The following is a 22,232-nucleotide window of genomic DNA, read 5'->3' as shown; positions in this document are numbered from 1 at the left end:
ATGAATCAGAATACGAAACACGCTGTGATTTCGTTACTCAGATTGTTGTAATAATTAGCAATCAAATAGCTCACTTGTTAAATTAAGTGGGCTTTGTTACGTGTTATGGTTACACAGATTTTCCTTTAGTGTCAAATAAGCAAGGGGCGTTGATCCCTTGCTGAAAGCTGTTACATCAACTCTTGCTCCAAAATATCCCGCAAATTGTCTACACTCTCATCGATATACTCAAGTGTCGATTGGATACTGACATGCCCCAGTAGCTTTTTGACAGCCTGTAAGTTCCTGTCTGGGGATTTCATCATATGTGTGGCAATAGTGTGTCTGAAACGGTGTGGGCTCACGGTAAAACGGCATTCTTTAGATAAACGTCGGAAAAATGCCCTTAACGGATTTTGATCCATTTCTATCGGATACTTATCCCGGCGACGTAAATCAAACCGCCCAACATTAAATAGTTGATCTTGTGGTTCTGCACCGGCATCTAATGCCCTGTTAATCAGTAGTTCCAACTGTGGGAATAGCGCGGAGACTATTGGTACACAGTGTTCTTTATGGTTCTTGGCACCTGCAATTCTCAGATCAATACTACGTTCACCTAAATTGATATCACAGAGTCTTAGGTGCAGCAGTTGGTTTTGCCGCACACCGGTATAGCGTAAAACATCCAGCACCGTAAGCCAAAACCATGAAGGGTAAAATGCGTGGTTACGAATATTAAAGCAATGTGATTCGGGCAAATCCCTTTCTCTCTCACAATGTTGCCTCATCAATAAATAGAGAGTATTCATTTGCCCTAAAGTCAGAATTTTCTTTTTCTTAATTCCCGCTCTTACTACAGATCCATTGAATGGGTTTTCTTCCTGTTTTAATAATTTTTTCTTCATACCAAAATTAAATAATTCGCGGAGATGAGCCACCTTATTATTCCAAGTTCGTGGTTCCAGTCTCAAATCACTCAATACATGCCGACGCCACTCCAACACAATTTGATTATTAATTTCATGTGGAAGTTTGGCTGTATATCGTTCAAATGAGTTGACTACTTTCTGATAACTCCATTCTGTAGTAGGTCGTAGCGATTTACTGAAAAAATATTTTTCCAGAAGTGATTCAAAAGTTATATGAGTCATATTTAACGTCCTTGTTCAATCAATATTAATGAGTTACCTCTAACTATCATAACGTTAAATAGCAACGTCTGGATAGAGATAGGATACCCATTAATAAATTGAAACTTACAAACCTAATATATCCATCATGCATATATTATTACTTTTATTTGGATTATTATCCGCATCTAACATTTCTGTTAATTGATGCTGTTTTTCAATAAGAGTAAATAAAAGAAGCTCTCTAACGTCGCGATGGTCAATGTGATAGGCCGCATAAGCCAAGGCCCTACACTGGCATTCAACATCGATAGTCGTTGGAGGTTTTTGCGTGATAAACTCATATTGTTCCATGGTTCCCCCTATATGCTGGTAGCCGACCGGCAAAACATAAAACATAATCAGAAACAAAGCGTTGACGGGCTGATTTTTCATCTATTGCCGTTACGCGTAACATAATAGGGGTTGTTTTCGTCTGAATACGGTTGATCGCTACAAAGATATAAGTACACTTTGATGCAGCCATAGCGTTAGTCCTTTTAACGTGATGGTTAGAGGCCCGGCTAGTGTTCGCGCACTTCTGGGCTTCGCTAATAGTAAACCTTTGACTCAGTCAAGGTGGGGTCCACTATAAAATCAAGGTGGGCCACACGTCAATGACTTTATAACCTTTGTCAGTTAGATAAGATTTTTTAGGAACTAAGCTATGGCTACTGGAAATATAAATGCGAAATCAAAAGCCTTAAAAGCTCGAGTTCCTCACAATGTAGTAGAAGCAATGGAGTCAGTTAAGAATGCTGATGAGAGTACAGCTCAATTTATAGTTACATCAATGCAAACAGAAATTGAACGCAGACTTAAGGATAAAACTGAAGAATAATCATATTATTGCGGTTAGCTTTATAACTAAAAAATAATTGTCTTGGGACAGTTGCATCACAGTTAAAGAGCCTATTTTCAGCAAAGGCCTGTCCTGAATATTCCCTCCATTAATGGAGATTTCTAATCCTATTATATAGTAAAACCCATTACTATCCGCTAATTTCAATACATCCAAAAATCTCATTACAACAGTCAATGGATTTAAGAGATAACAGCTAGAAGTAATTATATACGAGAAAAGCCACCTATATTAGGTGGCTTTTCCGGTACTAACTCTGGCGCTCAGGTCCGAAGAAATCTGAGCCTTAATGATTAGTAATTTACTATGCTTTGACGGGGGCGTCAACTAAGATAATATTATGTAAAAGGGAGAACTTGATGAATCTGGAAGATTACATTTCAGCTGAACGCCTACAAATATATGTATCAATTAGAATGAATGAACCTATTTTTCATATTATAATCTTTAATAAACTGTCTACCGGAGGTGAAACGACACCATAGATTTTCGCAGCAGGGATCAAATAGCCATTCACAGATTCCCCCCCTTCTTTTTCTTCACAACAATACATATTCGCCCCATCTGCTTGGCGTTTATGAAGTTTAAGTTTCTCAAACTGTTTTTGTACCTTCCGCCAGTCACATGATCGCTCACCTAAAGCTGATTTATTTTTTGACATGAATTGATAAAAAATCTCTGGCGACTTTATAAACACATAACCTGCAATAATAAATACTGAAGAATCAATTTCATTGACTACCATTGATTGTTCTAAAATACTGTTCTTCATCCACTCATAAAAAATGACTCCCAGATTCATGCTCTCACTTTGGGTTGTGGGTATCGTGTTTTGTTTTATTTCAGGGCCGTCATTTACCGTAATTGTTAACTTTTCATTAGTTGTATTCATAGGAACAAGTTCTATCGGTAATACAGATGGTGACCCCGCAGAAACCCGAATAGCATCCAACACAATAGTATTAACTATCCCTGATTCATGACGAAAACCCGTTAAGTACAGCGACAATGTTTTCAACACATCCGGCCAAGTACTCAGCCAGAGCAACGCCTCATTAGGGATAATCTTCCATGCCAACATCGCACTTAGACTTCGAATCTGTCTCGAATCAGCAATCGGAGTAAAGCGAAAACGGTAAGGCTCACTAGGGGGAGAATTAAGTGGTATCCAGCATTGTCCGCTTTCCAGCTCCACCTCTATCTGGCACAGCATGTCGAGTGATTGCAGCATAGCTGCGTAAACAATTACCGAGCTCCATGCAGATCCCTGAGAAGCCTGATCTTCAGGTTGTGCACCTATCGGTAGCAGATAGTTTTTTGATAATCGGGCAGCATAGGCCACCGTTTCAAGCATATGATCCACCAAGCCTCCAAGATAGGCATGATGTCCACTCTCCGTAGCAGGGAGCTGTTGCATCAGGGAAACACTGTGCTCAAGTGGCTGCTGGTAATACTGCTGATACAGATCTTTTGGCAGTGACGAATAATCCCACAGTATTTGCAACCATTGACGGCGTCGGGGAGTTGTTAACTGTTGATGGGGCGATATCGGCGTATGGTATCCATCTGGTACTTGAACTGATAGAGATTGCGCCGTAACAAGGTTTTCACCGTTGCCGACTTTGGCTGACGGAACAGACAGATACTTCAGGAAAGACTTCAACATAAGTCGTAACCTCCCCGATTGATCCATCCAGCCTGTCTGTAAATGATGTGATGAATAACCTGCGGATCGAGTCCCAAAAGGGGTTGCATAGTGTGATCCTGCTTTCATAAAAGTTTGTATCCCTACTCTATGAAGACGGAATACGGCAGCAACAAATAACCCTATATGAGAATTTAGAACTTGATGCCATAAGAGAGACATGAGGAAAATAACTCCCCAACATCAGCATGTTTTTGTACAACTCAGTACTATAGAGGGAACTAACCAAAGGGGCTGGCCAAGCTGACGAGTGTGATTCCCCAAGGATATTTCCTTGGGGAATAGTGGGTTACTGGGTAACTCTGAGTAAAAAGTTAGCGCTGTGTTGGTCTGTCATCCGTCTCATTGATGCAGATGAGCTGTACTTTCTCTGGTACCATTTCCAATACGGCAACCAGAAAGTGGTTCTGATTGAGTAATGAACTCTGAGGTGACCAAGCATTCTGGTCAATCCGATCCAGGTGGTACTTTTCTACCAACTGGTTTATCGCTTCAAAAGCTGGAATATTAAGCTCGATCAGCCCCAGCACAACTGCGTCATCATGCAGGTTGGTATCATTCAACGTCAGCCCGAAGTGATTATTCAGCAAAAACGCCGCTATCATCTGGTATTCACTAATTTCATTGGTGTCCATCGTCTATTCCTCCAATTTAGCTCAAGCAGCCGCAAAGGCTTGTTCACGTAAAATAAGATATTCAAAGGCTTCACGGGCATAACGACTTGCCTGAAAGATGGCTCTCTTATCTTCTTTCAACGCTTTCAGCCACGACGCAATATAGCTTTCATGCTGAACATCACCCTCAATGCCCACTTCGGCGCACAAGAATGCCGAGCCTATTTCTGCTACAAGTTCCTCAAAGGCATAAACTGGATCGCCAAAACGACGTGAAGATGACGTTATCCCTTCTCGCGCCAGCCGAGAGACATGACCAGTAGAATGCACCAACTCATGCAGCAACGTACTGTAGTAATCTGCCGGGCGATTGAACTGCACCGCCTCCGGCAGGGTGATTCGGTCAGCGCAGGAGCTATAGAACGCCCGATTCTGATGCCGATGTATCACTCGCACACCACTACAGGCGACCACCTGTTCTGCTCGCTGAATACGCGCAATATCGTGTTGTTCTGGCGTCTCTGTTGCATCACCGGCCATACTCACCGGCATCAGCAGATGCTCAGGTAAATTCTCACACTGCTCGATATTGAACAGATGAAAACTGGTCATGAAACTCAGCCGGGAGACCACCGCATTACCCTGCTCGTCAAAAAGAGGTGTGCCTTGCTCGTCAGTCTCTTTTTTCTCGAAGGGTTTAAACAGGGTCACCAGCGTCGATTTCTCGCCTTTACGCACGTTGCCACCCGCATCCAATGCCTGTTTGAACGTCAGCCAGCGATGTGAAGTAAAACCTTTGTCCGCAGCATCAATCCATAGCAGTAACACATTGATACCACTGTAGGCTCTGCCAGTAATGGCATTGGCCGGTAAGCCCCCCATACGGACAGAACGGCCACCGGCGACGTTACGCCACGGTTTGCGCCAGGGAGGCGTCCCCTTTTCCAGTGCCGCAACGATTTTATCCGTCACTACCTGGAATAAATCCGGTTTATCCTGGCGGCGTGATGCTGCCTTATTCTTAGTGTGTTTCGTTGTCATGGTAAGTCCTTTAAGATTAAAAAGGGACTTACCCCCACCAGGGAAGTCAGTCCCTGTGGGTGAGTGAAATCAAAATATCGGGTTAGCTACCTTGAGGTTGCCCCTCTGGTACCGCTTCTGTGTTAATCAATAAATCTTACGGGCCATCAGTCAATCGCTCCACCAATAGCGGCCCATTCAGGATGCTGCACCGCAAAATCACGTAGACGGTAGTAGCTCTCGATAAAAAACTCATGGCCTGATTCTGCCAAGATACAGAGTGCATACAGCGATACCGTTATTCCCAGCGCCTGCGCACTCATCTCGCCACGGTAGTAGTTCGAGCAAACCTCAATACGATAGGTTTTCTTCACCTGTGGGCAGATGAAAAAGCCGCCATCAGATTGTGTATACCAGCACCAGAAATCCCCGTTATAGTCCTGACTGAACCTACGGGCGTGGCCATAGCACAGGTGAGTAAACGTTAGTGTGTAAGCTGACGCTTCATCTAAAGGAAAACCTTGAGCGATTATGGTCGTAATCAGACCGCCAAACCCTGTTTCCCAATGTTTATTCACCGCTGTAATCATTGATGTCTCCTTATATAAAAAATAAGGGAACACCTATCCCTCAGCAGGGAAGCATGTTCCCTTGAGGGTGAGTCAATCAGATAGGATGCCAATTAAGGCATGTTAGAAAAGTGTACCTTTATCGCAGTGAACTACGATCCCCGCTTTCAAAGGTTCAGGGGGGTTACCGCTCTAAAAGCGTTGCATTTCAGGTCTAGGCAACTTGGGTTTGACCACTGTATAGCGCTACCTTACAGGTCATGGCAGCATCGGGTGTTGTCTATGACAACGGTTCAACATATAAGATCGTACATAAATCAAACGCACTCAACAAGCCTGACTTTGCAAAATTAGTATGCATTCAGACAATTAAGACTATTCACTTACTCTATTATACACTCTGGCAATATAATGCCCGCGACCATCCCCATGCCCTAAATCCATTGAGACCATAGCTTCAGCTTCTTTGCGGCTCAATCCTTTATTCATATGATATTCCGTCGCCTCTCTGGAATAGGCATAGCGCAGACTATGCGGGGACTCTTTTCCCGTTAACCCTGCCCCCTTGAGAATATTTCTATACCTATCAATAGCAGAGTGTAAATTAGGTTTATCTATTAATCGTCCATTGCACCCATCAGCATATTTTATCGCTTCATTGACTGCATGAATAACCATATTTCGATCGACAATCGTTGTATCTCTTGGGCGTCCACCCTTAGTTCCAAATACCACCCGGATGCGTTCATCACCTCGCTGTAATGCCCGCAGCCAGGTTTTTAATGATTTGGCTGATTGAACTGTTTCTTCCGTTCTTAACCCTAAATGTCGGGCTAACTGCATTGCAGCAGCAACTCCGGCATCTTTATCACGGACATGTGCCAGCGCAGTGTGATAGCGCTCGTCCGAAATAGCAACTTTAGAACCATCACGGCTGGCACCTGATAACCCGAGAGCTGAATTACTTAGTCGTTCATGATGCGCATCGGCGAGTTTCACTCTCCCAGCGGTGGCAAATATCGACCGGATAGCAGCCATTTCATTTTGCATTGTACGTTTTGAGATATTGCTTAACTGGCGACTCTTTATATACAGTTCGATATGGTTTGTTTTTATATTATTCACATCGCGGATCTGAATATTCAACTTCAACATAGTTGCTGCTAATCGGGATGCTATTCTGGCACGATCAGCAACGGTTTTAAAACTCCCGCCCGATTTACGTGCCAATGTAATTAATTGTTTGCTTAACTGCTTATTGGCTCTCGACATCGCCCTCCCCTTTTCATCCATAAAAAACGTTCAGTACAGCGGTGTACATCTTGGCCCCGACGTCACGGTTTAATTTGCGCTTCCTGCGACTCGACTGATAACTGTACATCGGGGTGGCAACATGTTGAGTTCTTGTGAGGTATCCACAGCTCGCTGAGCTGCTTGCGGTTTGCACCGGATCCTGACGACTGTCAGGTCACCTCCATCCGCCAGTTTTCACTGACGCTGCCATCGTTAGCGAGTCGATTTTTCTCCTTTATTTATTAGATATGCGTCTTTCTGTGATCATCCCGTTTTACGACGCGGTTGTTTAAGTCATGCCTACTGACAGCTCTGAATGTTACGCAGCCCAAGGTTCGGCCAAGGCACCACATGCTGATCAGAGCGTAGCAGACGTCGTTAATGCCCGAATTAGGTGGGTTTGTTCGTTATGCGCTGCGCGCGTCACTTGGTATTCGTTTCACTTCACGCAAGTGACGCGCTGCACATATCCCGCGCCAAATGCTGCTCTAGCAAATGCCAAATGTTCCAATTGGCATAGCAGAGAGCCGCAAATGTTGCCGGGATTGTTGGACGTAAACCCAAAAAACACAGTGCTGATATGGCGGTTCTACTCATTAGCAGAAGCCATTTATTGAGGGATAAAGATACCTTCACCGCAGAAATCCCGCGATCCCCGCTCTCAAAGGTTCAGGGGGGTTACCGCTCTAAAAGCGTTGCATTTCAGGTCTGGGCAACTCGGGTTTGCTCGCTTTACAGCGCATCCTTACAGAGCATGGATACATCGGGTGTTGTCAATGACAACGGGATAACATCGAATATAATAATCACCATCGTTATATTCGGCAAACACAGACAGATATATATTTCCCGCCACAATTGAATATATTAAATAAAAATTAATAAGTTTAAATCATGGACTGCAATTATATTACATTCACATCCTTGCCTGTAACTGTATGGTGCTTATTTCTGACAACTCGCTATTGCCACTGCTTCTATTAATACTACGCATATTAATTCATTTCTAAGTCAATAAATTCGGTGAGATGGATCATTTATTTTGTATCCCTGAGGCTACCAATGACAATTCTCTGTGATATTGCAGATATGATTAAGCTAGTACATAGCGAAATTATCACAAGCCAAGTTGGCCGATAGGGCTGGTGTTTTGGGTACTACATCTATTGAGGTGAAATAAGAAACGATCGTGAATGACACATCAGAAAGAGATTAGGGGCTAAGAACAGGTAAGCAGGCGACATTTAACATTACATCGCCTGTTAAAACTGTGATGTTTGCCAGTAAATTAATGGCAAATTTGAGCCAGTTCTTCTTCGTTCAGACCGGTCATTTTCACTACCGTAGCACGGTCAATACCATTGGCTAGCATAGTTCGGGCAATTTTCAGTGCTGTTTCTTGCGCCCCTTCCATACGACCTTCCATTCGACCTTCTTGGCGCCCTTTTTGGTGGCCTTTTTGTTCCAGTTTTTGTGCAATCGTCATCAGTGACTCCTCGTGCTGTGGTAAGCGGTGAGCCAGGCTGCGGATGAACACTTCCGGTTCGGCTGTTTCGCCAACCTGTATAATGTAATTTATCGCAGATTTTAGCTGTTCTTCCGTAGTGTAACCGCTTGCTATCAGGATGACCAGTTGATCCAATAACTCAGACAAATCACGCTGGCGAATATGTTTTTGCAACAGTTCCAGCAGGGCTATGCGCTTGTGGGTCATAATTTCATCATCGGGGATAACGGTCACATCGACCAGTGGGAAATCACCACTGTACAACTGCCCGGCGAGTTCAGGCTGGTGAAAGGCATTCAACCAGCTCATCGGATGCGGGTACGGCGTAACCATTCCGTGATAGAAGAGGATGGGGATCACCAGCGGCAGCTTATCATGCCCTGCCTCCAGATGGCTCTGCATGGCCGCAATGGCGTAGCGCATCAGGCGAAAAGCCATATGTTTATCAGGGGAACTTTGATGTTCAATGAGGGCATAGACATAACCGTCTCCCGCCGTCGTTTTTAGCGAGTAGAGCACGTCTGAGTAGCAAGCACGCAGGTTGTTTTCAATGAAACTACCGGATTCCAGCCGCAGGGAACTCAAGTCACAAAGTTGCCGTAATTCAGGCGGCAAATGAAACTGCAGCAGGTCACAAGCCGTTGCTGGCTGGGTCATAAAATTCTTAAATAGAGCATCGTGAGGTGTAGGGGTCGTTTTCATCGGGCGATGATAATCATGAGCATCATACCGAGCAATGACTCAGCCCTACTTTAGGACAAACATTTTTTCTGTAAGAATAGATAGTTATCGAAAGAGAAAATTACACATGGGATAACTTTCTGTTGGATGCGCACGAAGTGGAATGCACCTACAAGCTGACGATAGCTATCTTAAACGTAAAGAGTGGAGGCCAAATGAGCGGTGATATCGAACATTCTGGCGGACAATCTTCATCTAATGGCGTGGTCGTTGATAACCATAACCACGGCGGCATCTTGCGCGGTAGTGATTATACTGAGGGGCTAAATGACAATTTCGTAAATGTGCATTTGCCCCAATCGAAATGGCATGTTAATTTATACCTAAATGGGTATAAATTAACGCACGGATTAGCGGATGAAGCCACTTTATTGGGTTGGTAGCAGTAAAAAGGATCTTCAGTCTCTACCTGAAGATGTACAAGATATTTTCGGCTACGGCCTGCATTTGGCACAGATGGGCAGTAAACATTCCCAAGCGAAGCCCTTGAAAGGGTTTGGTGGCGCAGGTGTACTGGAAGTTGTTGAGGATTACATCGGTGACACCTACCGAGCGGTTTATACCGTCAAATTTGGTGATGCGGTGTATGTTTTACATGCATTTCAGAAAAAATCCTCATCGGGAATAGCTACGCCAAAACCAGATATGGATAAGATCCGCGAACGGTTGAAAACCGCAGAAAGCCATGCTAAAGGAGCATAAGATGAGCCATGATATCGAAATCAGCAGCGGCAATGTTTATGCCGATCTTGGCAAAGATAATGCTGAAGAAATGCAGGTAAAAGCGCAACTCGCTACCACCATTGGCAACATTATTAAAAGCCGTCGCCTCACACAAGAACAGGCCGCTAAACTGCTCGGAATGACTCAGCCTAAGCTGTCTAATATGTTACGTGGGCAGTTCAGGGGGATCAGCGAGGCCAAAATGTTGGAATGCCTGACTCGTTTGGGGCGTGATGTGCAAATTGTCGTTGGGAAACCACGTCGCACACCTGGTAGCCTGAAAGTTGTATTTGCCTGATCATTCATAACAGCCCGATTCATCGGGCTGTATTTATTTGTATTAGTCGCGACGAGAGCGACCAGATTCAATTATCCTTTCGGTTCAATATCTCGCGACTGAAGTTCCTTACGCAAAACTCGTTTTATCCATGTTGCAAGAGATGTATCCCCATCTTTGCGAGCCTGTTCTTCAAGCTGTTTTCTAAACTCATGAGCCAGACGGAGTTGGTATTGATCTGTTTTGATTTTTTCGCTTGACATTGTAATTACAAAATCCTTAGAATAATATGATTGTAATTACATCGCAATTACGTGATGTTTTGCAACTATTAAATGAACGAAGCCCACAGGTGCTACAACACCTATGAGCCTCTAACCACATCATTATATGAGGTAATGCTATGGCTAACGCTAATAGTAACATACGTGCATATTCAAAGCTCTACACCTTCCTTAATGCCCGCTCCAACACGTTGTTATCTGAGTTACATCCCTTGCGTCTCATCTCAGTATTGGCGACCACTGAAAGTGAAGCGCGTCGTCTGCTGGCCGGTTTCTCACTGGTATTTGTTTCCTGTAAACCATTGGAGAACGGCCATGCTATTTGATACCGATACTTTTGATCCCAGCATGGCCGACGTCATGGCTAAGTTGAGTTTTTCCAGCATGAATACCGATGATCGCCTGCAACTGGCAGATTATTGCGACGAAGCGCGTACTGGGCTATGCCATTGTTTGGACTATTTGGGCGATTCCTTGATCACCTTTTCTGGTCATAATATATTGGAATTTACGCCAACCAGCCTTTATCAGTTGGGGCACAGCCTGAACACCATTAGTTCATTGATCCCCACGTTGAATCAATTAGAGCAACATATCAGGGCCGATATTTATGCCATAGAGCCTCAGGCCACTGATATTTGTATGTGATTTTTAATGGGCGATGTTGAGCTAAACATCGCCTTTCCTCATGTTTTTTATACCATCGTCTTATCTAAATAGCTAAAAGGTGACGAGAAATATATTCTCCACCCTACTTTAAAAGATAAAATCCAAATCAATAAGCTTAAGAAATAGATTACAGTTATATTTAATCGGCACTACTTAATTTAAATTATTTATTAGCATGCTATGAACTTATAATAAGATTGCCGATGAGGATTAATTCTCAAAAAAAATAATAAACAATCGCTATTAATAAATGTTACCCACAACTCCACAATCGGTGTTCCAGGACTTGTTCCGTCCTGGAACCGCTCCCACTCGCCAGCCCCTTTGGTGGGGGCTGGCTCACTGGTTTCACCTCATGATGGATTTGATGGATAACGTGCTAAATTTAATCACCCATAAATATTTAATCATTGAACCGCTTTATTGCGCTGCATTCCAGATTTCATTTTTATCCGCCACATCGGCGATGCCTGTCTTGACTAAAAACACTATTTGTTGTTTCAATGGCATGACTTCCTTTTTCTTGGCATATCGACATTCCAAAATATTTTAAATTAAAGCCCTTGCATGCTAAAAGCTAATAACTCCAGATGCACGATACAATTTAATGTATTTATTGTTGATATTTTAAATCTGATAATTAATTAACTTTATTTACTTATATAGGCTAATAACTTAAACAGAATATTTATAAGGATAAACAATGAAAAATAAGGATATTGATAATCAAGAAAACACCTCTCGGTTAACCATAACCAATAGCCTGATTGCTACAATAAATGCATTTTGTTCTATTCTTATTTTCGTGATAGATGTCAGTAAAAGAGACCTTACTCAATCAGAAAATGTAGATGATGGATGGCGTGATGGGCACAGTGGCTATGGATTTTACGTTGGGAATATCAGAAGTGATGATGAGTAAGAGATTGATATGAATAATAATATCAATCCCTATAAATCTCATTTTCTTTTTCCTCTGCTAAGCGCTGTCTTCGCTGCATTTGTTGCCATTTGTCCTCCAGCAGCACCGGCTTGTTGCGCCGCTTGAATACCACCATTAATTGATTGGGATATTACCTGCCCTATGTGCACCCCACTCCAACCCACAGCAGCAAACCAAAATGCGGGTAGCACCACAAACATCGCCCCTAAAACCAAATTCATGATCCAACCTTCAGCCCCGACACTGCTAAACCAGCCGTAATACCCGCGAGCACCGGTGTACACAATTTCAATCAGTCGATCATCCAGCCAACTGCCCAGTTCCCACCAAAATGTCACGAAAATCATCGCAAACAGGGCAAACGTCAGCGTCACCACCACTTTGGGATCATAGGCACCAAACAGCATCACCAGCGGAATACAAATAACCATCGCCATCATCAAGATGCCATGTACCATCGGCAATGCCTGACGCAAGGCATCAAACGCCGGTAACTGGGTCGATTGCGCTGAGAGTGCGCCCAGGCCGCTCACAAGTTGTTTGAAACCGGTATCAATATTTCCACTCGTACCACGCTGATTTCCAGATAGGTAGCTCTCTCCTCCGGCAGACATCAAGATATTCTGGGGGCTGACCAACCAGCGCAGTAAATTCTCTTCCCAGTTGGCCGGATCTCGAGATTTCATCCTATTCACCGTCCGAGTCTCGTAGGCCGCAAACAACCGTGCTTTCAGTCCTATTCCCGTGGCACTCCACCAGTTCTTGCAACTTGGATATCCCCCGCGACCCACATCAGGATAACCACTGTCTCGACGCTCACTGTACGGCCACGGTGAACGCGGTGAGGTTGAGGTGTAATAATCATAATAACCTGCGGTATTCAGGAAATAGCTTGAACCTATCCAGCCAACGGAATTAATGGTGGCATCAGTGAGTCGTGGGTTATGGGTGGATTTCAGCTTGAAATACGCTTTGGAGTAGCATTGATTAGCGAACTCCTGCACTTCCTGACGGTTCACCGGATCAACAAGCTGGGTATGTTGCACCTCAAAACGCAGTTGCCTTAGTTGTGTGCCACAAGGGATGGACGCAATAGCGGCATGTGTGACGCCTTTTGACAGGCTATGAACCAGATACCACCACATCGGGACTTTAGCCGTCTGCCCATTAAAATCAGTCAGCAGCTCCCCATACCCCGATTCATCGGGTTGAGGAACATTGACTCCACAGGCTGTTGAGCGAGATCGGTCAAACTTCATGGTGGAGATATCCACATCCTTGAAGGGCATCGCACAGAATAGAATGACGACAAATGCCACATACAGCACCTGTTCTATTCGGGGTAATGCCAGCGTCCCTTTGTTACCCTCGTCATCACCTTCAGTACGCACTTTTAGCCAGACACTCACGACCTTCAGTACCAATGGCAAAACAAATAACCCCGTGGAGGTGATGACTGCCCACAGGGCGTTACTGATCAACCAGCCAAGGAAAACGAGGAAAAACTCAAGATAACTGTCCGCTGTCATCACATCCCCCAACGATAACAGGTGAACTCAATCAGTAACATCAAGCTGACTATCATGGCCTCCAGACGATAAACCGCGCCTGATGAAGATGCTTGCCGCAACAAGGCTGCCCGAACCCGGTGAAACCACAGGCCGGTAACGATGACATAGAGAGCCAACCGCCAGAAAAATAACGGTAATTTCGCCTGCTGTAGCCAGGAAGATAGCGCCACCGGATCCCCCGCCAGAGAGATGCTCAGTGCTGTTATCCCACCGCCCAGAAGCAGTATCCCTGTCCACCACGCTATTTTTACCCCGCGACTCACCGTTAACCACGGGCGCGAAGCGGGCTTATCCGATGTCTTCTGCATGCCTATTCCTCCGCAGGCTTGCTAAGATCATGAACCGCCTGGTCATTTTGCTGAGAATTCTGGTGTAGGCCGTTATCAATTTCACGCGCTTCCTGCCGCCTGATGGCCGTCAAAATAGCGTTATTACTGATGCTGTTACGTATCTCCATTTCATTCTTGAGTGCCGTAATTTCTCTGTCGAGAAACGCCAGACGGCGATCTGACTCGTCCATTGCCAATTTTTGCCCTGCGGCATAGGGTTCTGATTGACCGACAACCAACATCCGGCGCATGGCTAATGCAGTAGATACGGTATCGGCCATCGCCAGTTCACCGGCTAAACGCCGTACCAACGCGCCATTATCAGGGTCATCTTTCAGTGCCTGAATAACGCCGCGAGTGACCGTCAAATCTCCCGTTTTCAATGTCATCAAGTGGGTGCTATTCGGTGCCAAACTCCCATTTACCAGTTTGATGAGGATGCCCATATTCTCAGCAGTGGTCTCTTCCAACATAGGGGAAAATCCTCTCCCCGGCGTTGATGTTCCTGACTCATTATCAAGGCCGCCACTTCCACACTCCGGCCCTTGGGCACAAGTCCGAATGGCGCGATCTCCTAGGATCTGCACTACGGCCTCCGCTGCCTCTGTGCTGGTTTTATATTTTTGGCATAAAGAGCCATGACAAGATGAGTCGCTGATCGAGGCATTACTGGTTACGGGCTGTTTATTCAACATGTTATAGCCCGCTTTAGCCAAATCGTAGGTTGGCTTAATGGCTGGCTGGCCACTGCCTCCTTTTTTCTGGCCACCAATCCATTTCACCCCCTCTTTACCTGTGGCCTGCTTTTGTTTGTTATCCGCCATGACCGCATCGGAAGTCCCGGAAACGATGTTCTGATACTCCTCACCCACCGCAACCTGCGTCCATTGATTACCCAGCCAATAATCGCCCATCTTTTTCGACATCGACTGGCAGTTAAGCTGCGCCTTATCGAAGGCAACATTGGCTTGAAGTACACCGTTCGTGAGTAGCTCGTATAACCCAGGATTCGCGCGTTGGATGATCATGGCAGGCAAGCTGGCAACCATACCGGTAGCACCGTTTATCACGTCTCCCATCATATTTTTAAAGCCATCTGTCACGCCATTAAGCTGATTTTTCACCGTGGTACTCAAATTAAAGTTGCCGCACATCAGGTCATTATTCCAACTAATCCCTAAGCCGATCTTTTTCATATTATTGCTGCTCGGAGGCTGTGATATCACCGTCCCACCGCCAATGCTGTAGAAAAGGTTGTCACTGACTGCGCCTTTTATCGCTTTGCCATAACCCGCATCACCGACTTCAGCTTTCAAGCCAAAGGCGGCATGTGCCGGAACAGCCAAACACCAAAAGACATAACTGGCTATCAAACCCATGTTAAAAAATTGGTTCTGTTTCATTGTATCGACACGTCCTTATGAATTTAAAAGCGAGTGCTAAAGAGGAAGCGCTGCCCACGCTTCTTACAGCAGGAATAGGGTTGCCATAGCGCCCAGGCGTAAGCGCCGTCTGCCGCTATCGGGTTATTGTGGTGCGGGAAAACGGCACAGGAGGAAGAAACTGTGGGAACCAGTTGCTGCCATTGGTGATTTTTGGTTCCGGTGTTTTCAGTGACGGGCTCCGGTGGCCAATAACCGTCTCTTTTGTTGACCGTCATCGGGTTATAGACATGTATCTGGCCGGTACGGGTGATGATGTCAGCCGTGCGCTGTGCAATCACAGCCGCGGCTTTATAATCATTAACTTGAGTCACAAATCCGCTCCGGGGATAAATATTTCCCCATAGATCACCCATCACTGTGGAGCCAATTTCCCTAATACCGGGGATAAGCGCTTCGGGATAGAGTGATTCCGGTAAGCCACTGCGCCAGACCAGTCCATCCAACGTACTGATGAAATACGGCACAAATGCGCGGGCTGAACCGGCGCAGGAATACCCCATTGAGCCGAGAAAGTGGTTAAACATCGGGGTCGCCAATGCGGGATGCCCGATGGCATCAGTATTTTTGAACCGTAGATTATTTTTGCGTGATCCACGCTTTTGCTCGTTATTACCACCGCCTTGTGCCACACCTGAAATGCCGGTTCCCAATACGGAGACTTCAGACCACGGATTAGCCCCCGTTTGGGCGTAGCTGGAGATCACGGCATTAGGTACATAATGAGAAACCCTGACCGACGTCCTTATTTTGCAACCCCAGACAGAGCAAAATAGCCAATAACAGATGCCCGAGACTCGATACTCAAGGCAGGATGGAGAGAGGGATCCAGCAATAATCTGCGCAGAATTTATTCCACTGGCGGTCAACGGCTGCGCTGCGCTACAGACCAATAACGCAGTTGTCAGACGATGATGCCGTAAAGGGCCGCGCTTCATTGCCTTCCCTTATATTCAGCCAGTTTGGCCTCAGCCAAAGCAACATCTGCCGTCCCGTACACCACATAACGGTCGTCAAATATCACAGCGGGGTATTTTTCCAGTTTGAGGCGATATGCCTGAAGAACCCCCTGATACGCCCGAATAATTTGCTGTTCTCGGCGCTTCCAGTCAGGCGAGTGGATCACCGCCAACGCTGCCCGTTCAGCCTGATGAGGATCTGCCGGTAACTCGCCAAACGCCTGCTGTTGCAGGGTTTCTGGCGCATCCAGATAAACCGCCTGGCTGTCGGATGTTAGTAATGGAGGGTGCTGGCTAGCGGTGTTATCTGCATATAGCTTCCTTAAAATTTATGAATAAGTGCCGGACGGAGCTTGACGAAAAGAAGGGATGGGGTCAGCAAACAACCAAAAAGGGGATTTTAAAAATTAATGTACAGGCTCATTTGCAGCAAGAAGCTTGTGCTCCCCGCTCTTTAAATCCAGATGAGACCCGCGTAGGCACCTTGACTGAGGTCGGTCTGTAAAAGACGAGTCATCCGTTGATTAGGCAGCGGCTAATCCTTCAACATGATATTAGTGTGTAGTGGATCACAAAATCAGGACACCTTCGTAGCCTTTTTCCACTGATCTTCGTATTCACAGGGCGGTAATCCACCATTGTGCCGATGGGGGCGTACTGTGTTGTAATAACTTTGTATCCATTCACCGATATCTCGTACCGCATGATGGACATCCATATAGTCCCCTACAGGCAGCCATTCACTTTTCAGGCTTCGGAACACTCTTTCCATTGGTGAGTTATCCAGGCAGTTACCCCTGCGGCTCATACTCTGCATCACTCCGTTCCTCCACAGTAACTTCCTGTATTTCTTACTCCTGTACTGCCCTCCCTGATCCGAATGAAACAGCAGCCTCTTTTCCCTTGGTCGCGTCTCCAGTGCATTACGCAAGGCTCGGCACACCAGCTCGGCATCCGGGGATGACGATATGGCACTGCCCACTATCCGACGGGAGTAAAGGTCAATCACCAGTGCCAGGTAGCACCAGCCACCATTGACTTTGATATAGCTGATATCTCCACTCCACACACGATTGGGCTCCGACGGCTTAAACTGCCTTTTCAGTAAGTCTGGCGATGCCAGTGACACCTCCCGTTCGCCACGGTAACGAGGTTTTCCGGGTTGGCGACTCGCCAGACCACATTCCCGCATCAGCCTGCGGGCCAGCCAGCGCCCCACGTTATAACCCGACTGACGCATCAGCAGACTCAGTGCTCTGCTGCCGGCTGCTCCCCGGCTCTGTTGATGCAATTCCCGCACCTGAGCACGCAGTTGCAGACGTTTTACATCAACCCGCAAATTCAGCGAAGCATAGTAAACACTGCGCGTTATTTTGAGCAGGCGGCACAATTCGACCACTGACCATTTTGTTTTCAGCCGTGTGATTAACGCAAAGATTTGATGGGGAGCTCGCTCATCAACACGGCTGCCTGCTTTAGTATTTCTTTTTCCATTTCCAGCCGTTTAATCTGCGCTCTGAGCGACTGGATTTCACGTTGCTCTGGTGTCAGTGCAGGATTGTCCGGCGTCACCCCGCTGACTTCTTCTTTGTACTGGCGTATCCATTTACGCAATTGGCTGGGATCCAGCTCCAGAGCGCGTGCAACCTCGATGGTTGACCGCTGATACTTAACGACCTGCTCAATAGCTTCCAGTTTGAATTCAGGAGAAAAACGGCGTTTGGTCTGTTTAGGTTGAGTCATTATCAATTACCTCAATTGGCTGTCATTAAATTAACAGGCTATTGAGGTGTCCGGTATTACTGATCCACTACAGAAATATCTTCAAAACTGGCGGTGGACGGCTCTACTTCCTGCTCTGCGCAATGGCGAAGATAATGGTGCAGTGCTCTTCGATACGCTTCGATGGTGGCACTGGCGCGTCCAATGTCGGAAAGAAGGCCTAGCCATTTTTCAACCAGAAGTATGCAAGGCAAGCTCTGTGGATTGTCAGCCATAACATATACCTCACTGAATTAACCTATATAGTTTAGGTCATGTGATGTTGCATTCCACTTAACTTACTATATGTATCTTATTGAGTACTGTACATGCTGTGCTAAACATAAATCGCGCCTTAAGCTGCAATAAAGAGTCACGTTCGACCCGCACAATCGTATGAACCAATGATAAAGTGGTCAATTCATAGCTAAAAACTGACAGGAGTGACGATAAATGGCGACCCCTCTCCCAATTAAGGCTGCAATTTTTGATATGGACGGCTTGTTGATTGACTCTGAGCCTTTATGGCTACAGGCCGAACTTGATATTTTCACCGCCTTGGGCTTGGATACATCTTCACGAGATTCACTGCCAGATACCCTTGGCCTGCGTATCGATTTAGTGGTTAAACTTTGGTATCGAACAATGCCTTGGCAGGGGCCAAGCCAAGAGGAAGTTTGCAATCGTATTATTGCCAGAGCAATTGATTTGGTCGAAGACACTCGGCCTGTTTTACCCGGTGTTGAATATGCATTAGCGCTTTGCCGCCAACAAGGGCTGAAAATTGGTCTGGCGTCAGCCTCCCCACGGCATATGCAGGAGCGGGTGCTCGCAATGTTAGGCGTTGAGAAGTACTTCGATTGTTTGGTTTCTGCTGAATACCTACCCTACAGTAAACCGCATCCGGAAGTTTATCTGAATGCGGCAGCTCAGCTTGATGTTGATCCATTACAATGCGTCACGCTGGAAGATTCAGTGAACGGTATGATTGCGACCAAAGCGGCGCGTATGCGCTCTATTGTTATCCCATCAGTTGAGTACCGTGCAGACCCACGCTGGGCATTAGCAGATATTCAATTGGAATCATTAGAGCAATTACGCAAAGACGACATATCGTAGTGTACGTATATGATATGAAAATAAGAGTTTTTAGTGGCGAATGCGGATTTTTAGTAAAAAATAGTCGTTATAGCGATACGTAGTGGAAAGGATATTGCTATCACCAGTGGTATAAAGGGCGGCCAGAGTCAGTGACTCAGCCGCCCGAATATGTTTTAGAGAAAATCATCCCGTTTAGGCGTAAAAGTATCAATCAAGATGCTGTTGTCTTCCAAAGATACTGCACCGTGCATTTCATTTTTCACTGCACGATACGCATCCCCTGCTTTCAAAATACGCTTTTGCCCTTCAATCTCCACTTCGAAGCTGCCCGCTGCAACATAAGCAATCTGGTCATGGATATCGTGTTTATGAGCGACACCAATGGCCCCTTTTTCAAAGTGGACGCAGACCATCATAAGCTCATCGCTCCAGGTCATTACTTTACGTTTAATGCCATTGCCTAACTCTTCCCAAGGAGTTTCATCATTGATAAAGAACATTTTCATTATCTTGCCTCTCATTTTACAGAATAAGTTTCTGGTGTAGCGTAGTCACAGTTTTACGCTGAATCGAGTGCATTCTACGGGCAAAATCCGTAGGTTGACCATAATTAATCCAAAAATCATGACATGCCTCAAAAAATAATAAAACATGATTTCATTTTTATTGAATTAACTTCCCGCAAACACTATCATCTCTGCATCACAAGAAACACTCGGTTAAAAATCAGACTCGTGCAAATGTCAGCGAACACCATGGCCCCATACGCACTTTCTGATCCTATCGTTGGTTTCTGGCCTGAGTTGTTCCCACCAAGATACTGTTCTAAAAGAGAGGCACTGACATGCAAGTTCGTCAAAGTATTCATAGCGATCACGCTAAGCAACTCGACACCGCTGGCCTGCGCCGTGAATTTCTGATTGAAAAGATTTTCGCGGCAGATGACTACACCATGACCTATAGCCACATTGACCGTATTATCGTCGGTGGCATTTTACCGGTCAGCAAAGCCGTTAGCATCGGTAATGAAGTGGGTAAGCAACTGGGTGTCAGTTACTTCCTGGAACGCCGTGAATTAGGTGCAATCAATATTGGTGGGCCAGGTCTGATAGTGGTTGATGGTCAGACTTATGAAATTGGTAATGAAGAAGCATTGTATGTAGGTAAAGGTGCGAAAGAAGTACAATTTAGCAGCATCGACAGTGCTAAACCTGCCAAGTTCTACTACAACAGTGCCCCAGCCCACACCACTTATCCAAATAAAAAAATTACCCTAGCAGAGGCAGCACCACAGACCTTAGGTGATGATGCCACCAGTAACCGCCGCACTATCAACAAATATATTGTGCCTGACGTGTTACCCACCTGCCAATTGAGTATGGGCCTGACCAAACTGGCTCCAGGTAGTCTGTGGAATACCATGCCGTGTCATACCCATGAACGCCGTATGGAAGTCTATTTTTACTTTGATATGGACGAAGAGACTGCCGTCTTCCATATGATGGGACAGCCTCAGGAAACACGTCATTTGCTCGTTCATAACGAACAGGCTGTAATTTCACCAAGTTGGTCTATCCATTCTGGCGTAGGCACCAAACGTTATACCTTCATCTGGGGCATGGTCGGTGAAAACCAAGTCTTTGGTGATATGGACCATATAGCTGTTAGCGAATTGCGTTAAGTATCACCTATCAAAGCCACCTTTTTGGCGGCTTTCCCCCCAATAATGAAATCGCGGCCATCATTGACCGCCTTGAGAGAGATTTTAGCTATGATTTTAGATTCCTTTGAATTGAAAGGTAAAGTTGCGCTGGTGACTGGTTGCGATACTGGCTTAGGCCAAGGCATGGCGATCGGTTTAGCAGAAGCGGGTTGTGATATCATCGGCGTGAATATTGTCGAGCCACGTGAAACTATCGAACAAGTTACTGCACTGGGCCGTCGTTTTTTCAGCCTGACGGCTGATCTGAGCAATATTGATTGCATCCCTTCCCTGTTAGAGCGTGCTGTCGCTGAATTTGGCCATATTGATATTCTGGTCAATAACGCGGGGATCATCCGCCGTGAAGATGCTATTAATTTCAGTGAAAAAGACTGGGACGATGTGATGAACGTTAACATCAAGTCTGTGTTCTTTATGTCCCAAGCGATTGCTAAACAGTTTATTAAACAAGGTAATGGCGGCAAAATCATTAACGTTGCCTCGATGCTGTCTTATCAAGGGGGGATTCGTGTCCCTTCTTATACCGCCTCGAAAAGTGCAGTCATGGGCGTGACCCGTCTGTTAGCTAACGAATGGGCAAAGCACGGCATCAATGTCAACGCTGTCGCACCAGGTTATATGGCAACAAATAACACCCAGCAGTTGCGCAAAGATGAAGAGCGTAGCAAAGAGATCCTTGACCGTATCCCGGCTGGCCGTTGGGGCTTACCTGATGATCTGAAAGGCCCAGTGGTTTTCCTGGCCTCTAAAGCATCCGATTATATCAGCGGTTATACTATCGCCGTTGATGGCGGTTGGTTAGCACGATAAACCGTTATAGCGACTAATTTGAGTTAACACGACTTATCTATCTTATTGTGATATTCAACTCAAAAACGCATCAGGCACAACTTTAGTTGTGCCTTTTTTTATTATTTATTTATCAAATAGTTAACAAATAAAATTTCTATTTTTTTCTTATAAAACCACCAAAATAAAAAATCAAAAC

At 45.5% G+C, this 22,232-nt stretch carries 27 protein-coding genes and 1 pseudogene; 10 read left to right on the top strand and 18 right to left on the bottom strand.

The genetic code is table 11. The features are described 5' to 3' along the window. Positions 1–170 precede the first annotated feature (170 nt). The 3 genes from AC971_RS13945 to AC971_RS25760 form a co-directional block, all read right to left on the bottom strand. Entirely contained in the window at positions 171–1,133 is a 963-nt protein-coding gene (locus tag AC971_RS13945; RefSeq protein WP_025381199.1) for a tyrosine-type recombinase/integrase, read from the bottom strand. 105 nt (positions 1,134–1,238) lie between these two features. Beyond that, entirely contained in the window at positions 1,239–1,466 is a 228-nt protein-coding gene (locus AC971_RS13940; protein ID WP_080357484.1) for a hypothetical protein, read from the bottom strand. Further along, complete coding sequence (locus tag AC971_RS25760) at positions 1,453–1,569, bottom strand: host cell division inhibitor Icd-like protein (protein WP_414826407.1); 117 nt, start codon at positions 1,567–1,569, stop codon at positions 1,453–1,455. Before AC971_RS25760 ends, AC971_RS13940 begins: the two co-directional genes overlap by 14 nt. Before the next feature lie 249 nt (positions 1,570–1,818). Between AC971_RS25760 and AC971_RS24355 the strand changes: the two genes are divergently transcribed. Beyond that, positions 1,819–1,992, top strand: a complete 174-nt coding sequence (locus AC971_RS24355; protein ID WP_144236045.1) for a YlcI/YnfO family protein — start codon at positions 1,819–1,821, stop codon at positions 1,990–1,992. A gap of 454 nt (positions 1,993–2,446) precedes the next feature. Here AC971_RS24355 and AC971_RS13930 read toward each other — a convergent pair whose 3' ends face one another. The 6 genes from AC971_RS13930 to AC971_RS13905 all read right to left on the bottom strand — a co-directional run bounded on the left by AC971_RS13930 (position 2,447) and on the right by AC971_RS13905 (position 9,423). Then, positions 2,447–3,679, bottom strand: a complete 1,233-nt coding sequence (locus tag AC971_RS13930) for a TraI domain-containing protein (protein WP_038401990.1) — start codon at positions 3,677–3,679, stop codon at positions 2,447–2,449. Between the two features lie 353 nt (positions 3,680–4,032). Then, the gene (locus tag AC971_RS22125) at positions 4,033–4,353 is read right to left on the bottom strand and encodes a TA system toxin CbtA family protein (protein ID WP_025381203.1); all 321 of its coding nucleotides are present in this window, start codon (positions 4,351–4,353) and stop codon (positions 4,033–4,035) included. 21 nt (positions 4,354–4,374) lie between these two features. Then, positions 4,375–5,373: an ArdC family protein gene (locus AC971_RS13920; protein WP_025381204.1), complete on the bottom strand. Its 999-nt coding sequence runs from the start codon at positions 5,371–5,373 to the stop codon at positions 4,375–4,377. Between the two features lie 146 nt (positions 5,374–5,519). Further along, positions 5,520–5,942, bottom strand: a complete 423-nt coding sequence (locus AC971_RS13915; RefSeq protein ID WP_025381205.1) for an antirestriction protein — start codon at positions 5,940–5,942, stop codon at positions 5,520–5,522. Positions 5,943–6,296: 354 nt separating this feature from the next. Continuing rightward, positions 6,297–7,193, bottom strand: a complete 897-nt coding sequence (locus AC971_RS13910; RefSeq protein WP_025381206.1) for an integrase domain-containing protein — start codon at positions 7,191–7,193, stop codon at positions 6,297–6,299. Positions 7,194–8,502: 1,309 nt separating this feature from the next. Further along, on the bottom strand, positions 8,503–9,423 hold the full coding sequence (locus AC971_RS13905) for an Rpn family recombination-promoting nuclease/putative transposase (protein WP_025381207.1): 921 nt from the start codon (positions 9,421–9,423) through the stop codon (positions 8,503–8,505). A 122-nt stretch (positions 9,424–9,545) separates the two neighbouring features. Here AC971_RS13905 and AC971_RS25200 point away from each other — a divergent pair. From AC971_RS25200 to AC971_RS13890, 3 genes and pseudogenes are all read left to right on the top strand, one after another. Then, positions 9,546–9,728: pseudogene (locus AC971_RS25200) on the top strand (phage baseplate assembly protein V); the annotation flags it as partial. A 91-nt stretch (positions 9,729–9,819) separates the two neighbouring features. Beyond that, positions 9,820–10,164, top strand: coding sequence for a type II toxin-antitoxin system RelE/ParE family toxin (locus AC971_RS13895; protein ID WP_025381209.1), 345 nt, complete (start codon positions 9,820–9,822; stop codon positions 10,162–10,164). Between the two features lies 1 nt (position 10,165). Further along, positions 10,166–10,483 carry a helix-turn-helix domain-containing protein gene (locus AC971_RS13890; protein WP_025381210.1) on the top strand — a complete coding sequence of 106 codons (318 nt, stop codon included), beginning with the start codon at positions 10,166–10,168 and terminating at the stop codon, positions 10,481–10,483. Positions 10,484–10,554: 71 nt separating this feature from the next. Here the strand turns inward: AC971_RS13890 and AC971_RS24725 are convergent, their stop codons facing one another. After that, complete coding sequence (locus AC971_RS24725) at positions 10,555–10,725, bottom strand: hypothetical protein (RefSeq protein ID WP_167330747.1); 171 nt, start codon at positions 10,723–10,725, stop codon at positions 10,555–10,557. Between the two features lie 140 nt (positions 10,726–10,865). On the opposite strand from AC971_RS24725, the gene AC971_RS13885 reads away from it, so the two are divergent. The 3 genes from AC971_RS13885 to AC971_RS13875 all read left to right on the top strand — a co-directional run bounded on the left by AC971_RS13885 (position 10,866) and on the right by AC971_RS13875 (position 12,337). Next, positions 10,866–11,072: a host cell division inhibitor Icd-like protein gene (locus AC971_RS13885; RefSeq protein WP_025381211.1), complete on the top strand. Its 207-nt coding sequence runs from the start codon at positions 10,866–10,868 to the stop codon at positions 11,070–11,072. After that, positions 11,062–11,394, top strand: coding sequence for a hypothetical protein (locus tag AC971_RS13880; protein ID WP_025381212.1), 333 nt, complete (start codon positions 11,062–11,064; stop codon positions 11,392–11,394). Before AC971_RS13885 ends, AC971_RS13880 begins: the two co-directional genes overlap by 11 nt. Before the next feature lie 724 nt (positions 11,395–12,118). Next, positions 12,119–12,337, top strand: a complete 219-nt coding sequence (locus AC971_RS13875; RefSeq protein WP_025381213.1) for a hypothetical protein — start codon at positions 12,119–12,121, stop codon at positions 12,335–12,337. A 38-nt stretch (positions 12,338–12,375) separates the two neighbouring features. Here the strand turns inward: AC971_RS13875 and AC971_RS13870 are convergent, their stop codons facing one another. From AC971_RS13870 to AC971_RS13835, 7 genes are all read right to left on the bottom strand, one after another. Then, positions 12,376–13,887, bottom strand: coding sequence for a conjugal transfer protein TraG N-terminal domain-containing protein (locus AC971_RS13870; RefSeq protein WP_025381214.1), 1,512 nt, complete (start codon positions 13,885–13,887; stop codon positions 12,376–12,378). Next, complete coding sequence (locus tag AC971_RS22120) at positions 13,887–14,237, bottom strand: hypothetical protein (protein WP_025381215.1); 351 nt, start codon at positions 14,235–14,237, stop codon at positions 13,887–13,889. The genes AC971_RS13870 and AC971_RS22120 overlap by 1 nt, the downstream gene beginning before the upstream one ends. 2 nt (positions 14,238–14,239) lie before the next feature. After that, entirely contained in the window at positions 14,240–15,637 is a 1,398-nt protein-coding gene (locus AC971_RS13860; protein ID WP_038402358.1) for an integrating conjugative element protein, read from the bottom strand. 47 nt (positions 15,638–15,684) lie between these two features. Further along, positions 15,685–16,638: a TIGR03756 family integrating conjugative element protein gene (locus AC971_RS13855; RefSeq protein ID WP_025381217.1), complete on the bottom strand. Its 954-nt coding sequence runs from the start codon at positions 16,636–16,638 to the stop codon at positions 15,685–15,687. Next, positions 16,635–16,988 carry a TIGR03757 family integrating conjugative element protein gene (locus AC971_RS13850; RefSeq protein WP_048677701.1) on the bottom strand — a complete coding sequence of 118 codons (354 nt, stop codon included), beginning with the start codon at positions 16,986–16,988 and terminating at the stop codon, positions 16,635–16,637. The genes AC971_RS13855 and AC971_RS13850 overlap by 4 nt, the downstream gene beginning before the upstream one ends. 248 nt (positions 16,989–17,236) lie before the next feature. Beyond that, positions 17,237–18,402, bottom strand: a protein-coding gene (locus AC971_RS13845) for an IS3 family transposase (RefSeq protein WP_156170224.1) whose coding sequence is annotated in 2 segments (ribosomal slippage) — positions 17,237–18,138 and positions 18,138–18,402 — 1,167 coding nt in all. Because the reading frame shifts where the segments join, the coding sequence is not laid out codon by codon here. A 56-nt stretch (positions 18,403–18,458) separates the two neighbouring features. After that, the gene (locus AC971_RS13835; protein ID WP_025384075.1) at positions 18,459–18,656 is read right to left on the bottom strand and encodes a hypothetical protein; all 198 of its coding nucleotides are present in this window, start codon (positions 18,654–18,656) and stop codon (positions 18,459–18,461) included. 217 nt (positions 18,657–18,873) lie between these two features. Between AC971_RS13835 and hxpB the strand changes: the two genes are divergently transcribed. Further along, positions 18,874–19,539, top strand: coding sequence for a hexitol phosphatase HxpB (hxpB, locus tag AC971_RS13830; protein WP_025384076.1), 666 nt, complete (start codon positions 18,874–18,876; stop codon positions 19,537–19,539). Positions 19,540–19,694: 155 nt separating this feature from the next. Here hxpB and AC971_RS13825 read toward each other — a convergent pair whose 3' ends face one another. Then, entirely contained in the window at positions 19,695–20,027 is a 333-nt protein-coding gene (locus tag AC971_RS13825; RefSeq protein ID WP_012105016.1) for a cupin domain-containing protein, read from the bottom strand. Positions 20,028–20,365: 338 nt separating this feature from the next. Here AC971_RS13825 and kduI point away from each other — a divergent pair, with 338 nt between their 5' ends. Together kduI and kduD are read left to right on the top strand one after the other, a co-directional pair. Next, complete coding sequence (gene kduI, locus AC971_RS13820) at positions 20,366–21,202, top strand: 5-dehydro-4-deoxy-D-glucuronate isomerase (protein WP_025384077.1); 837 nt, start codon at positions 20,366–20,368, stop codon at positions 21,200–21,202. A 90-nt stretch (positions 21,203–21,292) separates the two neighbouring features. After that, positions 21,293–22,054: a 2-dehydro-3-deoxy-D-gluconate 5-dehydrogenase KduD gene (kduD, locus tag AC971_RS13815; RefSeq protein ID WP_025384078.1), complete on the top strand. Its 762-nt coding sequence runs from the start codon at positions 21,293–21,295 to the stop codon at positions 22,052–22,054. Positions 22,055–22,232 lie beyond the last annotated feature (178 nt).

Origin of the sequence: Yersinia similis, from assembly GCF_001053095.1 — a bacterium.
Taxonomy (GTDB): Bacteria; Pseudomonadota; Gammaproteobacteria; order Enterobacterales; family Enterobacteriaceae; genus Yersinia; species Yersinia similis.
Note: the sequence above shows the minus strand (reverse complement) of the source record. Positions and strands in the feature narration are given on the sequence as shown.